This is a genomic window from Flavobacterium sp. WC2509 (assembly GCF_052683105.1).
The window spans coordinates 3097636-3113099 of record NZ_JBQZFG010000001.1; the positions used below are offsets into that span (position 1 = coordinate 3097636).

The 15464-nt window shown below is 32.6% G+C and carries 7 protein-coding genes; 4 read left to right on the forward strand and 3 right to left on the reverse strand.

Going from position 1 to position 15464, the window contains the following annotated elements; all coding sequences use genetic code 11:
* Positions 1-214: 214 nt before the first annotated feature.
* Complete coding sequence (locus ACUN3A_RS12925; protein WP_445551697.1) at positions 215-4597, reverse strand: PAS domain S-box protein; 4383 nt, start codon at positions 4595-4597, stop codon at positions 215-217.
* A 397-nt stretch (positions 4598-4994) separates the two neighbouring features.
* Here ACUN3A_RS12925 and der point away from each other — a divergent pair, with 397 nt between their 5' ends.
* From der to ACUN3A_RS12945, 4 genes are all read left to right on the forward strand, one after another.
* Positions 4995-6305, forward strand: coding sequence for a ribosome biogenesis GTPase Der (gene der / locus ACUN3A_RS12930; protein WP_445551698.1), 1311 nt, complete (start codon positions 4995-4997; stop codon positions 6303-6305).
* 550 nt (positions 6306-6855) lie between these two features.
* On the forward strand, positions 6856-9654 hold the full coding sequence (locus ACUN3A_RS12935) for an outer membrane beta-barrel protein (RefSeq protein ID WP_445551699.1): 2799 nt from the start codon (positions 6856-6858) through the stop codon (positions 9652-9654).
* A gap of 202 nt (positions 9655-9856) precedes the next feature.
* Positions 9857-12736 (forward strand): outer membrane beta-barrel protein, encoded by a 2880-nt coding sequence (locus tag ACUN3A_RS12940; RefSeq protein WP_445551700.1) that lies wholly within the window; start codon positions 9857-9859, stop codon positions 12734-12736.
* 126 nt (positions 12737-12862) lie between these two features.
* Positions 12863-13375, forward strand: coding sequence for a hypothetical protein (locus ACUN3A_RS12945; protein ID WP_445551701.1), 513 nt, complete (start codon positions 12863-12865; stop codon positions 13373-13375).
* Between the two features lie 78 nt (positions 13376-13453).
* Here ACUN3A_RS12945 and ACUN3A_RS12950 read toward each other — a convergent pair whose 3' ends face one another.
* Positions 13454-14623, reverse strand: a complete 1170-nt coding sequence (locus ACUN3A_RS12950; RefSeq protein WP_445551702.1) for a chromate transporter — start codon at positions 14621-14623, stop codon at positions 13454-13456.
* Between the two features lie 70 nt (positions 14624-14693).
* Positions 14694-15452 (reverse strand): DUF2490 domain-containing protein, encoded by a 759-nt coding sequence (locus ACUN3A_RS12955; RefSeq protein ID WP_445551703.1) that lies wholly within the window; start codon positions 15450-15452, stop codon positions 14694-14696.
* Positions 15453-15464: the final 12 nt, after the last annotated feature.

Sequence of the window (15464 nt, forward strand, 5' to 3'; positions counted from 1 at the left end):
GATAAAGGTTTCTCAATATAGTTAACACCTGAAAAAGAATTGCATTGCCAGCATTAGGCTTTTAAGAAAGGACTTGATTATATCAAGTCCTTTTCTGCTTCTATAAAAGTGTTTATTTCTGTTTCAGAAATATTTTTTGATAATAATAAATTATTTATTGAATCATCGTCGATGAAGATAAAACGGTTGTATTTTTGTGGTATTTGGATTGTTTTTAATTATTGCTTTTTTCGATTTTAAATTTAATTTTGAATTGAGTTCCTTTATTGATTTTGCTTTTTATAGCTATTTTTCCGCCAAGAGTTTCCACCTGTGTTTTTACCATATACAAGCCCATTCCTTTTCCTTCTATGTGCAAATGGAAGCGTTTATATAAACCAAATACCTTTTCGCTATTTTTTTCAAGGTCTATTCCTAGTCCATTATCTGTGAAAATAAGGTTAATTTTATTTTTAATTAATTGACTGCTGATTTCTATAACAGGTTCGATTCCAGGTTGTCTGTATTTTATGCTGTTTGAAATAAGATTGTAGAAAATACTGTACATGTAACTTTTTAAGGTTGTCATTTCATCAATTGCTGAAAAGTCAGCATGAAACGTAATCTGTTTATTCGTTTGGGTAGCAATGCTTAATTTAACATCATTTAGTATTTCTGAAAATTTCACTGTTTCTTTCCTCTCACTAATATCTCGTTTTGTCTGCAGAATAGTATTAAGATCATGTATTACCGAATCTAATGTATTTGCTGATGCACTCAATCCATTAAGCATTTCCTCTTTTTCGTCCTCCTCTGTTTCTTTATCTTTCAGGTAATCTGTTATTCCCATGATATTGGCGACGGGTGCCCGCAGATTATGTGAAACTATATAGGTAAATTGTTCCAGATCCCTGTTTCTTTGCAGTATTTCACTTGTGATTTTTAATCGCTCAGATTCCATTAATTTTCGGAATGTAATATCACGATAGTTAAGTACATAAGATTTTACGCTTTCATTGAGGAGCAGGTTGGAAATAGTTCCTTCAATCCAGATATAATGGCCTTTTTTGTGAAGTATACGCAATTGAAATGGTATTGGATTGTTAGGAGATGATTTCGCTTTTTCAATAATTTTAGATGCATGATGTACATTGTCAGGGTGTATGATGTCTAAAACCGTATTTCCTGCAAGATCTTTCAAAGTAAAGCCAGCTGTTCGAATATTCGAAGGGCTTTGATACATTATTTCTAATGTTTCATTTACTAAAACAATGGTATCACTTATGTTTTCAATTAATGAGCGATTTTTTTCTTCACTTTGCTCTATTAATTTTTCGCCTTTTTTACGATCAGTTATGTTTTCGGCAAGAACAGTTACGCCTATTAATTTTTTCTGTGTATTATAAATAGGATACATTCTCGTTCTTAGCCAAAATATGTCACCATAAATGTTTTTTTGACAGGATTCAAGCTCGGCATATTTGCCTTCTAAAGCAGTATTAAACATTGGCATAAAGACATCTTCACTTCCTATATGTAAGAAATCTTTAAAGTTGGCACCGAGATAAATTTCTTTTCCACGGTTTTCAAGAAGCCTTTGCTTGCCTGTTTTGTTGAATTGTAAAACTTTTAGATCTGGCGAAAGCAGCCAAATCGATTCATTAGCATTTTCAATTATTGCTTCAAAAGTGTCTGACTGCTCTTTTAGGGCTGATTCCGCTTTTTTTCGTTCGGCAATGTCCCGCAAAATTTTTGAAGCGCCTACTATTCTGCCAAGTGAATCAACAATGGGAGAAATAGTTAGCGATACCTCGATTAACTCTCCGTCTTTTTTTACGCGTTGTGTTTCATAATAATTGACAGAACGTCCTGCTCGTATATTTTTTAAAATTTCTTTTTCTTCATCAATTAAATGTGAGGGGATAATTTTAGAAATGTGATGACCTATCATTTCTCCTGGTGCATATCCCAATGTTTTTTCGGCACCTTTATTCCAGGATGTTACTATTCCATCAATATTTTTACTGATAATGGCATCATTGGAAGAATTAACTATAGAACTCATTAATAGCTGTTGTTCTTCGAATTTTTTTCGTTCGTTTATGTTTTGGAATGAACCCAAAATAGCTTTTGCTCCCTTATAGATTATTTCTCCACAATATATCTCGGCCCATATACTTGTCCCATCTTTTCTTTTGTATTTAAGTTCTATATGGAAATCATCAATAATACCAGCGTCTATTTTTTTTCTCCATTCTACTAGTTTTGGAGGGATGTATTCGCTGTCTACTATCTCACGAAAGTCATTTAGGTTTAAGATTTCTTCCTGTGTATAGCCGAGTTCACTAGCAAATTTTGGATTTACATATACAAACTCTCCATTCTGTACGATATAAACTCCTACCAATGATTTTTCGACAAGATTTTTAAATTTTAATTCTGATTCTTTTTGTTCGGTGATGGCTTCAGTGGTTATAATGATTCCTCCAATTTCTCCAGAAACCTTATGCCAAGGACGAATTTCCCATTTTAGCCAAATTATGGTTCCGTCATTTTTAATATATAAATCTTCGTCTTTTCTTTCAATGGAACCATTGAGACTACGTTGGTGGATGTCTTTCCATGCGGGACTAATCCACGGAGATATTTCGTAGAGGGTTTTGCCTATTATGTCTTGGTCTGTCAGTTTATAATCGGTCAGCCATCTTCGGCTGGTGGCAATGTATCGCATGTCCATATCAAACATGGCAAGTGAAGCAGGACTGTATTCAATAAACATTGCCATTTGTTCTTTGCTCTCGATTAACTCATTTTCTGTTCGTTTTTGCGCTGTTATATCTCTGGCGATCGAAAGCATAATCTTTTCGTTGTTCAGCATCAAGATATTTGCAGAAATTGAAACAATAACAACCTCTCCGTTTTTTTTACGCATTACTATTTCATGGTCTTTTACAAAATCATTGGCTTTAACGGCTTCATAAAACTTTGTTCGATCATTTTTGTCAAAATATAGATTGAGTTCAATTGAAGTTTTACCAATAATTTCTTCTTTGGTATAATCATATATATTGCAAAAGCTTTCATTTACATCGATTATTTTTCCATTCTCGAAAGAGCTAATAGAAAATGCATCCTGACTGTTCATAAATGCTAACCTGAATTTTTCTTCACTTTCCAAAACCTTAAGTTCAGCTTCTTTGATTTTTGTAAGATCAAGTGAAAAAGAGGTAATGCCTGTTACTTTTCCTTCGTTGATGACGGGGGTAAATGAAGTCCTGAAACTAACAAGTTTGTCATTACTCAAATAATCCTTTTCAAAAACTTCTTTATTGCCATTTAGTGCACTATCCATCCATTTTGATGGTTCTTTCTTTTTTTCTTCCGATAAAAAATCATGGGCTCCATCCCCAGGTTTAGGATTATGGTTGGTAAGAAGCTTATAATTATGAGCAAAATGACTATTAAAAAGCACGATTTTTTTATTGGTATCATATAATGCTATCGAACCTTCTATGTTTTCAAAAAGAGCTGTTAGATGTGCTTCTCTTTCTTTTATTTTTGTTTCAGCTTCTTTGCGTTGGGTAATATCACGAATGACAGTTATGTATCCTGCTCCTTCGACAGCACGGACATTTACTTCGGTGTCAACTAGACTGCCGTCCTTTTTTACAAATATTCTTTCATGTAATAAACCTCCTTTTTTATCTACTTTTTTGGATTCGGCAGGAAATGATTGCTGGTCAGCCTCAGTCATAAGTTCGTATATTTTCATGTTCTGAAGCTCTTCTTTCGAATAATTTAAGAGATTGCAGGCACTATCATTCACTTCTATAATTTGGTAAGTTGGGGCAATCAGGAAAACGGAGTCCCCTGCATATTTGATAAATTCAAGGAATTTGTTTTCACTTTGAGTAATTTGATCATTATTCACTTGAAGGTTTTTAATAAGTAACCTGATATTTTTAATAATATAAAGTCCTAGCAAAGACGAGAAAGAAAGTAAAATAATAAGGAAAATGTATGGATTCCTATGTGTTTTGTGATAGATGTGGTTTGATGTTCTGAACTTTTCTTCCGAAACTCTTATTTGTAATGCTATTAATTGGTCTATTTTAAATTCAATGTTTGCAATAGTTTGATACAATTCTTTTGCCATAAAATTCTCAAGGGCAACCGAATCTTCTTTTGTTAGGATTGTTTTTAGTTTTTCTAAAGTAAGATCAGCTTTTTTTATTATCTCATTGGTTTTGTCTAGCAACTGGGTTTCTTTTGATTTAAGAAATGTATGTTGGTAGATTTTCCAATTATGCTTTGCTTTTTGTTCAGATTGGGTTAGTTGTATTTCTGCTTGTTTATAAGTTAGCTGATGTTTTTTTACTTTAGATAGTATTGAAAGCAGATTTGTACCGTAATAAAAACGAACTGAAGATAACTTTTGTATTGGAGCGAAACGATCAGCATACATCGTTCCTGTAATATGATTCAATGTTTTAAACTTATTAATACCGTAGATTCCTGTCACAAGTATTGCAATGGACATAATCGCCAGCAAGAAATATAACTTTATAAAGGGAGTTAATTTGAATTTTAAATCTATTTTATTGATTTCTAAAGGCATATAAAATAACTATTAGCAGTTTTGATAAAGAGTTATTATAAATATATTAAATTATACTATAAATTCATTTGGAATTCTCGTTTTTTAGCCCAGATCGAAATGGAAACCCCGCAGTGAAAAAAGGTTGTTGTTCCTGTGGTTGCTGAGCGACCGGAGGAAGCTCCTGCAAGCGCATTGGAACAACTCCTTTTTGAACGAGGAGTTGCAATGGAGAGCTGGATTAGCTACTAAAACTTTGAATGCTATATTGTATTGGGTTTTTGGTAGGAAGTGATTTGAATAGTACTATTAGATTATCAAATAGTTAGCGAATTGATAAGGCCAAAAAATCAAATATTTTAAAAAACTAGAAATCCATTTTTAAACACTACCTTTGCAAAATATTTGAATTTATATTATGAACAATATTGTTGCGATAGTAGGAAGACCTAATGTGGGGAAATCAACCCTTTTTAATAGGCTGATACAAAGAAGAGAAGCTATTGTAGATTCAGTTTCTGGAGTTACCAGAGATAGAAACTACGGTAAAAGCGAGTGGAACGGAAAAGAGTTTTCTGTGATTGATACGGGAGGATACATTCGTGGATCCGATGATGTTTTTGAAGGTGAAATCCGTAAACAGGTAGAATTGGCTATCGATGAAGCCGATGTTATTATATTTGTGGTAGATGTTGAGGAGGGAATTACTCCGATGGATGATGTTGTTGCCCGTTTGTTGCGTAAAGTGACTAAGCCAGTTTTATTGGCTGTTAATAAGGTAGATAATGCGATGCGTGAGAAAGACGCTCTTGAGTTTTATAACCTTGGTTTAGGTGAATATTACACGTTTGCTAGTATTTCTGGTAGTGGAACAGGAGATTTATTGGATGCATTGATTGATGCTTTTCCAGAGAAACCATTACCGGTTCAAGAAGAAGTGGTATTGCCACGTTTTGCAGTTGTAGGTCGTCCTAATGCTGGAAAATCTAGTTTTATCAATGCATTAATTGGTAAAGAACGTTTTATGGTTACAGACATTGCGGGAACTACTCGTGATGCTATTGATACAAAATTTGACCGTTTTGGTTTTGAATTTAATTTGGTTGATACGGCAGGTATTCGTCGTAAAGCGAAAGTAAAAGAAGATTTAGAATTTTACTCGGTAATGCGTTCGGTTCGTGCGATTGAGCATGCTGATATTTGTATTTTGGTGATTGATGCGACTCGCGGATTTGAAGGTCAGGATCAAAGTATTTTTTGGTTGGCTGAGAAAAACCGTAAAGGTGTTGTAATCTTGGTAAACAAATGGGATTTGGTAGAAAAAGATACGATGTCTACGCGTGATTACGAAGAGAAAATCAAGAAAGAATTAATGCCGTTTACGGATGTGCCTATTCTTTTTGTTTCTGCTTTGACCAAACAGCGTTTGTTGAAAGCATTGGAAGCGACTGTTCAGGTTTTTGAAAATAGAAAGCAACATATCTCAACTTCTAAATTCAACGAATTTATGTTGAAAGTGATTGAAGCGTATCCGCCACCTGCAACTAAAGGAAAGTATGTGAAAATTAAATATTGTATGCAGTTGCCAACACCAACGCCTCAGTTTGTGTTTTTTGCTAATATGCCGCAATATGTTAAGGAGCCTTACAAACGTTACCTTGAAAATAAAATTAGAGAGAAATGGGACTTCTCAGGAGTGCCAATCGATATCTACATCAGAGAGAAATAAAAATTTAAAAATCCCGAGCAATCGGGATTTTTTTTTGGCTTTTTTTAAATATTTAGATATTGTTTGGAATAATGTTCTATAGTTATGGCAAAATAAATGTTTAATACCAATTAGATATATAAAATGGTCTTATTGTAAGTTTGAACGAAGTCGAGAGCAAATATTAAATCTCGACTGTGCTCGATTTCAATGTCATTAAGTTAATAAAATAAATTAAAAAACAGCACGCAGATTCAGCAGATTAGGCAGATTTTTTACTTGTTTTTCTGCAAAAATCTGCAAAATCTGCGTGAAAATAAAAACAGCAATTCCTTAACTTAATGACATTGCGCTCGATTTGATAAAAATAATTAGACTTCTCTATATCTAAATGGTATAAAAGCACAGTTAAACCTTTTGTAAAAATCATTGTCATATAGAAAATACACATTTAAAATAGTTTATCAGAAATGATTCTGGACGCTTTTTTTATCAGTATTAAATTAAAATACTTTGGATTAAAACATACATTCGTTTGGCATTAGTCATAATTGTATACTTAAAATAGCCTATGACTAAAAATTATTTTTCTTTACTGTTTTTCCTTTTCTTTTTTGCTGTCAATGCCCAAAATAATATTGTTATTAAGGGAACGGTGCATGATAATAGTACTCAGAAACCGTTAGAATCGGCTATGGTTTATTTCTCTACTGTCCAGGATTCTACGGTTATTGAATATACGACTACTGATAAAAATGGAGATTTTAAAATAGCTACGAAAAAATACGATAAACCTGTTTTCTTAAAGATTAATTTTATTGGCTATCAGGTGTATTCTGAGGTGCAAAATAGACTTATAGAGAATAAAGATTTTGGAAAATTATTCCTTTTAGAAGATGAAACTTTATTAAATGAAGTAGTTATAAAAAGGGAAACGCCGCCCATTCTGGTAAAAAAAGATACTTTAGAGTTTAATGCTGCGTCTTATAAGGTTCGTCCTGATGCTAATTTGGGAACGTTATTGAGACAATTACCAGGAATTGAAGTAGATAGTGATGGGAAAATAACGGCAAATGGAAAAGAAGTAACACAGTTTTTGGTGAATGGTAAATCGTTTTTTGGTAAAGATGGAGCAATCGCTTTAAAAAATTTGCCTGCCGATATCATTAATAAAATTCAATTATCTGATTTCAAAACCAAAAAAGAAGAATTGTCAAAGGAAGCATCTACTTCTGATTATTCCAGTATTAATATAACTATCGACGAAAAGAAAAACAAAGGCTATTTTGGAAAAGTAATCGGTGGTTATGGAACCGATGATCGGTATGAAAACAGTTTAATCCTAAATTATTTTAATAATAAACAAAAAATAAGTTTACTGGCATTGGCGAATAATATCAATTCAGCAGGTTTTGCTATGGATGAAGTTTTTGATAATATGGCCGGTGGGAGAAATACCAAATTGGGTGCCAGGTCTACAGGAAGAGGAATTACGACATCAAATATGGTTGGGCTTAATTATTCTAATGAGTGGAAAAAAAATAGTAACGCTACGGCAAGTTATGATTTTTCGAATACAATTAATGAAAATGAATCGAAATCCACTCAAGCAGATTTTAGGCCTACTGGAGCTATTTTTACAGATGCCAATTCTAAAACTAGAAATGAAAATACAGGAAACAAAGCAGATTTAGAGTTTGATTATAAAATAAATCCTATGATGAGGCTTGTTGTTGCGCCGGCAATAAATCAATCTCGCAGTAATAATAGATCGGAATCGTATAGTTCTGCTAAGGATGAAAATGGAGTGGCTTTAAATGAAACCAAATCAGGTTCATATAGAGAAAGTACCAACGCTAATTTTGAAAACAGCATAAACTTTAATAAATCTTTCGAAAGAAGATCGCGCAACTTGAGTTTTGTTTTCAATAATAATAATTCAAATAGTGATTCAGATGCTCTAAATATGTCTAAGACTATTTTTTATCAAGGAAGCAGACCCGATGATGAGCGAAATCAAAATGTAAAAAGTAATAACAGCAATGCTTCTTATTCGACCGATATTGAATATACAGAACCAATAACCGATTCGTTGCGAATTCGATTAGGTTCAGAATTCGGTTGGAGAAAAGATATAAATGATTTGAAAACCTATGATCGGGATTCTATTTCTAATACATATTCTATTCTAAATAATTTGCAGTCTAATTATACCACTTCCAGCCAAAATTCTATTGCTCCAAAAGTGGGTCTTTCGTTCGAAAAAAATAAGTTTACTTTTAATCTGAGTTCTCGTACTTCTATTGTTGATTATGATAATCATTCATTATACCTGAATAAACCCACCGATTTGAATCAGAAATATATCCTGCCTTATGGGAATGCTCAAATTGGATATAGGTTTAAAAGATCAAAAACTATTACTTTGAGATATGATTATTCCAGTAGTCTTCCTTCTTCAAATCAATTAATGCCGGTAGCGAACCTATCGAATCCATTAAATTCTGTAGTAGGAAATCCAAATTTAAATCTAACCGAAAGAAATAGTGTGAACTTGAACTATAGAAGTTTTAATGTACGTAGTCGTTCGGGCTATAATTTGTATGCAAGAGCAGATTTTTTTGACAATCAAGTAGTTTCAACTACTATTTATGATCCGGTATTAGATTCCAATGGGGATATTGAATTCGATTCTAATGGGAAACCAAAAACTAATGGAAAAAGAACTACTACTTTCAGAAACGTTACAGGAACCTATAATTCTTCAGCTGGAGGGAGTTGGAATCAAACCTTAAGAAGAAATGCGCATGTTTTTAAATATGGTTTAGGTTTAAATGAAAATTATTCTTTGGCTAAAGGATTTACAAATACCATTTTATACAGTACAAAATCATTGGGACTTTCGCCTAGAGTTAATTTTTCGTATGATTATGGTGAATTGTTTACCGTGGCGCCGACCTATACTTTGTCTTATAATGAATCAAGATATACAAATTCTTCGTTAACAGCCAGTTCAAATGTAGTACATGCGGTTAATGTACAAATTACCAATTACTGGCCTGAAAATTGGGTTTGGGGCAATGATTTTGGATATACTTACAATTCGAAAATTTCGAATGATTTTAAAAAAGATTTCTATTTGTGGAATACGAGTTTGTCGTATGCTTTTTTGGATAAAAAAATGCTTCTAAAAGTAAAAGTGTATGATGTTTTAAATCAAAATCAAAGCGCTACAAGAACAATATCGCCAACCAGAATTCGTGATGAAGAAAATACAGTTTTAAAAAGATATGGTATGTTTTCTTTAACTTATAAAATTGGAAGTTTTGGTTCGAAAGATAAAGAAGGTAAGAAGAAAATGAGAATTTAAATTGATCTTTTAGATAATTACTGATTAATTTTACAAAAAAAGCTTGCAAATTAAATTTTGTAAGCTTTTTTGTTTAATAGATTTGGTAGATAATTGTTTAAAAAAACATTTATTTATCAAAATATCAATAAATGTTTTAAATACAATTAAACCTTTTGTGTGTTTAGTTGTCTTATCTTCTATGTGTAATAAAAATACTTTTATGTTTAAGTTTTACTTCTCTTTATTTTTTCTACTGTTATTGTCTACAGTAAGTGCCCAAAATGCGATTGTTCTAAAAGGGACAGTTGTTGATGTGAATACTCAAAAACCAATAGAATCGGCTACGGTTTATTTTTCTAGTGTGAAAGATTCTACCGTTGTAGAATACACCACTACTGATAAAAATGGTGATTTTAAATTGAGTACAAAAAAATATGAAAATCCTGTTTTTTTGAAAGTGAATTATATGGGGTATAAGACCTATGTTGCACAACAAAAGGGACTTTTAGAAAGTAAAGATTTTGGAAAGCTATCATTGGCGGAAATCACTAATACTCTTGACGAAGTTGTAATTAAATCGGAAGCACCACCTATTCGAATAAAAAAAGATACTATAGAGTTTAATGCTTCATCTTTCAAAGTAAGGCCTGATGCTACTGTTGAAGTTTTGTTGAAGCAATTACCTGGGGTTGAAGTTGATACTGACGGGAATGTAACGGTAAATGGAAAAGCCGTATCGCAGTTTTTGGTTAATGGAAAATCTTTTTTTGGTAAAGACGGAGCTATATTACTGAAAAACATGCCAGCGGACATGATTAATAAAGTTCAGGTATCGGATTTGAAGTCCAAAAAAGAAGAACTTTCCAGACAAGAAGCCAGTTCGGATGATTCCAGTATTAACTTTACAATTGACGAAAAGAAAAATAAAGGGTACTTTGGTAAATTTTCCGGAGGTTATGGGACGGATGATCGCTATGATACTAGTTTGTTATTGAATTCTTTTAACAAAAAACGTAAAATAAGTGTATTAGCTGCGGCTAATAATATCAATTCAACTGGTTTTGCACAAGATGATGTATTTGACAATATGAGCGGAGGAAGAAATTCAAGATCAAATACCAGAGGTACTGGGAATGGAAAAGGAATAACTACTTCTAATTTGGTTGGTTTAAACTATAATGATGAATGGACTAAAGGGCTGGATGCTTCTGCCAATTATAATTTTTCGAATACTATCAATGAAAACGAAAGTAAATCGAATCAAGCAAATTTCCAACCTACTGGAACAATTTTTACAGAAGCAGGTTCAAAAACTAGAAATGAAAATACAGGAAACAAAGCCAATTTTGAATTTGAGTATAAAATGAATCCAACGACAAGATTTGTTATTACGCCTAACATTAATGAATCTCGTAGCAATAGTGAGACAAGAGATGCTTTTAGTAAGGATACGAATGAAAGTGGAACACTTTTAAATGAAAGTAATTCCTCTTCGAACAGGGAGAGTTCTTCTACCACTTTTGGTAATACTATTAATTTTAATAAAGCTTTTGAGAAAAGAGCACGTAACTTGAGTTTAGTTTTTAGTAATAATAATAGTAATGGTGATTCTGATGCTTACAATAAATCTCTCACTGTTTTTTATCAAGGAAATAAACCAGATGTTGATAGAAATCAGAATGTAACAAGTGATAATAAGTCAGATTCTTATAATGGAGAAATTGAATATACAGAACCAATAACCGATTCGTTACGAATTCGATTTGGTTCAGAATTTAGCTGGAATAATGATGTAAATGATTCAAAAACATATGATTTTGATAAAAGTACACAGATGTATTCCAAATTAAATGAATCACAGACAAACTATACTACTTCGCAACAAAATTCAATTACTCCAAAAGCGGGTCTTACTTTCGAAAAAAATAAATTTACTTTTAATTTTAATTCAAGTAGTTCAATTGTCGATTATGATAATCATTCCTTGTATTTGAATAAAAATACAGATTTGAATCAGCAATACGTTTTGCCTTACGGAAGAGCTCAAATTAGGTATAAAATGAGTAATACAAATGCTCTTACTTTTAGATATGATTATTCGAGTTCACTTCCTTCCTCAAGTCAGTTATTGCCTGTAGCCAATTTAACGAACCCGTTGAATTCAATAGTAGGAAATCCAAATTTGGATCCGATTGAAAAAAACAGTGTAAATGTTAATTATAGAAATTTTGATACGCGTACACGTTCAGGCTATGGTATATTTGCAAGAGGAGATTTTTATAATAGTGATGTAGTTTCTAATTCTGTGTATGATCCTGTATTAGATTCTAATGGGAATATTGAATACGATGAAAATGGAAATAAAAAAACCAATGGAAAAAGAACAACTACTTATAAAAATATTTCAGGAACCTATAGTACTTCTCTTGGAGGAAATTGGAACCAAACTAAGAAATTTGATGCGCATGTGCTACGATATGGTTTTGGATTAAATGCAAGCTATGCAGTAGACAAAGGATATACTGATACTGTTATGTATACCTCAAAGTCATTGGGATTATCTCCTAGAGTTAATTTCTCTTACGATTATGGTGAGTTACTTACTATTGCTCCTAATTATAGTTTGACTTATAATGAATCAAGATACGAGAATTCGTCATTAAAAGCTAGTTCGAATGTAGTTCATAGAGTTAATATACAAACTACTAATTATTGGCCGAAGAATTGGATTTTCGGTAATGATTTTGGTTATACCTACAATTCAAATATTTCGGATGGTTTCAAGAAAGACTTTTATTTATGGAATACCAGTTTGTCTTATGGTTTTTTTGAGAAAAAAATGATTTTAAAAGTAAAAGTTTATGATGTTTTAAATCAAAATCAAAGTGCAACAAGAACTATTTCGCCTACAACTATTCGTGATGAAGAGAATACTGTTTTAAAAAGATATGCAATGCTTTCTTTAGCTTATAAATTGGGAAGTTTTGGCGGACCAAGAGATAGACGTTCTCCAGGAGGCGGCGGAGCTTATGGTGGTAATGGCGGAGGTTATGGTAATGGAGGTAATAGAAGAGGCGGTGGTGATATGAATATGGATTAATTATTTTTGGAGTTGAATAGTTTATAGAAGCAGGCAACCATTTTTTAATAAAAATTTAAGGAATTGTTGATTAAACTATTTTGAAACAAATATGTCTTATAATTTTAAACTTAAAACTAAATCAATATGAAAAATTTAATTATTGCAGCATTATTAGCTGTTAGTGTTTCGTCTTTTGCACAAGACCAAGCTCAAGGGGATAAAAAGTCAGATAAACCAAAAAGAGAAAAAATGTCTCCAGAGCAAAGAAATCAAGCTTTGTTGGATAAAATGACCACTGAATTAACATTGACTCCTCAACAACAAGAGCAAATAAAACCTATTCTTGCAGAACAAAGTGCAAAAATGGAAGCGATGAGAGCTGAACGTTCTGGAGGAAATGCTAAAGAAATGACTACTGAAGAAAGAGATGCTTTCAGAGCAAAAAGACAAGAAGAGAAAAAAGTGACAGATGCTAAATACAAAGCTATATTGACTCCAGAGCAACTTAAGAAAAAGAAAGATTTGGAAGATGCAGCTAGAGATAAAATGAGAGAAGGTAGAGGAAACGGAAATTGGGGAGGAAACAGAGACAATGGTGGTAATAGAGGAAATGATAATGGAGGGAATGACAATGGGGGAAACAATGATATGAATTAATATACAGTAATTATTAATCTTAAAATCGAAAAAGTTTCAAACACTATGAGGAGTGTTTGAGACTTTTGTTTTTAGAAATTATATCAGTTTAATCAAAACACCCAAAAGCGCTGCAATGACAATAATATGAGGTTCTTGTATTTTTTTGACATAGATCAAAGTAAGAACTGTTCCTATAGCGATTAGTGCTGTTGGGATATCTACAATTGTTCGGATAGCAATTACAATTACTGCACCAACCAAAGCACCAATAACTCCAGCAGTTATTCCATCAACAAATGCTTTGATACTCTTGTTTTGAGAAATCTTTTTGAAATAAGGAGCTGGAATTACGGTGAATAAATAACAAGGAAGAAAAACTCCCAACGCTGCTACAGTTGCTCCTGCAAATCCAGCTACTAAATAGCCAATAAAGCCTACTGTTATTACGACTGGACCCGGAGTAATCATGGCTACAGCTACGGCATCTACAAATTGATTTTCGGTCAGCCAATGATGTTCATTGACAATTCCTGCATGTAAAAAAGGAACAATAGCGAGTCCGCTTCCAAAAACAAAAGCTCCAGCTTTAATAAAAAACCAAGCAAGATCGCCTAATTTTCCAAGTTCTACGGTTGAAAATCCTGCTGTAGTTAATAGAGCAAAGGAACTTATTTTAGGATTTTTAATCCATGCAGGTGGTGCTTTTACAATCATGTAGATAAAACCTAAACTTACGAATAGTAATAGTTCTTCTTGTTGCGTTACAGCGGTTAGAATGATGGCAATGATGTAAAATAGCCAAAGTAACCAATTGCTTTTTATGGCTGGGATTTCAAATTTGCTGATTGATTTGGAAGTAAGTTTGTAGGAACTCAAAACAATGATGCCAATGACAGCAGCACTTATGCCATAAAAAATAGCTTGCATCCATGGTAATCCGCCATACGCTTGATAGGCAATGCCTAATAAAACGACCATTATGAAGGAGGGAATTACAAAAGCTAAACCTGATACGGTTGCTCCTAAAATACCAAAATGTACAAATCCAATATAAATTCCTAATTGAGCTGCTAATGGTCCTGGCGCTAATTGTGCTAGTGCTAATCCTTCTTTAAAATCAGAATCATTAATCCATTTTTTGTTTTCAACTAAATCACGGTGCATATAGCCAACCAAAGCTACAGGCCCTCCAAAACCAGTTGTGCCGAGTTTGAGGAAATATTTTATTAAATCGAGTAAGGTGTAACTTTGTTGTTCTGTATTCATTTTCGGTTTATTTCTAGTTTAGAAAAGGGCATTTTTGTCATAAAACGAACGAAAAATAGAATAGATATACTTAATTAAGTACCTCTTTGTGTTTTTCTTTTAGTTTTATTTTATGATAAAAAGTAAATCGAATAATATCTCTGTCATAATAATCAACACCGCTCGCACGTTTTTGGAAACTTTTTAAATAACCCAATTCTAATGCTATGTTTTTATTAATTCCATATTGTACAGAGGCATAAAATCGATTTTGGTCAAACGTATTTTTAATAACATTTTCTCCAGCATTAATCATAATTTCTCCATATACGATGGATTTTAGATACTGCTGCTCTTTTTTCCAACAAGAAAATTCCCCTTGTATGCGGTATCTGAATCTCCAATAAAAAGTGCTCCCCGAAAGTAGTTCCTCTTTATTAGCATTATGTATAAATCGCTCTTCTACCTGAAATCGCTGAAGCAAAAGAATGTTGCTACTTAGATCTTGTTTCCAATTTATATACTGTTGAATTCGATGTTCTGGAGTTTTGAAGTCATTTGTGATTTCAGGATCCTGGGTTGCAACATTGAAATATGAATATCCTGCACCAACTTCTATATTGTTATTAATTTTATAGTGCCCTTGCACTCGAATGACAAATAAGTTTTCTTCAACAGGGTTTATAAATAGGCGATTATCAAATTCAGTATGTATAGACCATCTATTGTTTATTGTCAATTGATTGAAATATCGTGTCCAAAGCATGCTTTGTTGGTCTACATTTTTTTCGGTCTGAGCTTTAGTAATAAAGGATACAAATAAAAGGCCAAAGATTTTAATACTTTTCATTAAAGGAATTTC

Excerpts from the sequence above, each read along its gene's own strand:
- ACUN3A_RS12940 (WP_445551700.1), top strand. The coding sequence starts at position 9,857 with ATGTTTAAGTTTTACTTCTCTTTATTTTTTCTACTGTTATTGTCTACA.
- ACUN3A_RS12945 (WP_445551701.1), top strand. The coding sequence starts at position 12,863 with ATGAAAAATTTAATTATTGCAGCATTATTAGCTGTTAGTGTTTCGTCT.
- ACUN3A_RS12935 (WP_445551699.1), top strand. The coding sequence starts at position 6,856 with ATGACTAAAAATTATTTTTCTTTACTGTTTTTCCTTTTCTTTTTTGCT.
- ACUN3A_RS12925 (WP_445551697.1), bottom strand. The coding sequence starts at position 4,597 with ATGCCTTTAGAAATCAATAAAATAGATTTAAAATTCAAATTAACTCCC.
- ACUN3A_RS12955 (WP_445551703.1), bottom strand. The coding sequence starts at position 15,452 with ATGAAAAGTATTAAAATCTTTGGCCTTTTATTTGTATCCTTTATTACT.
- der (WP_445551698.1), top strand. The coding sequence starts at position 4,995 with ATGAACAATATTGTTGCGATAGTAGGAAGACCTAATGTGGGGAAATCA.
- ACUN3A_RS12950 (WP_445551702.1), bottom strand. The coding sequence starts at position 14,623 with ATGAATACAGAACAACAAAGTTACACCTTACTCGATTTAATAAAATAT.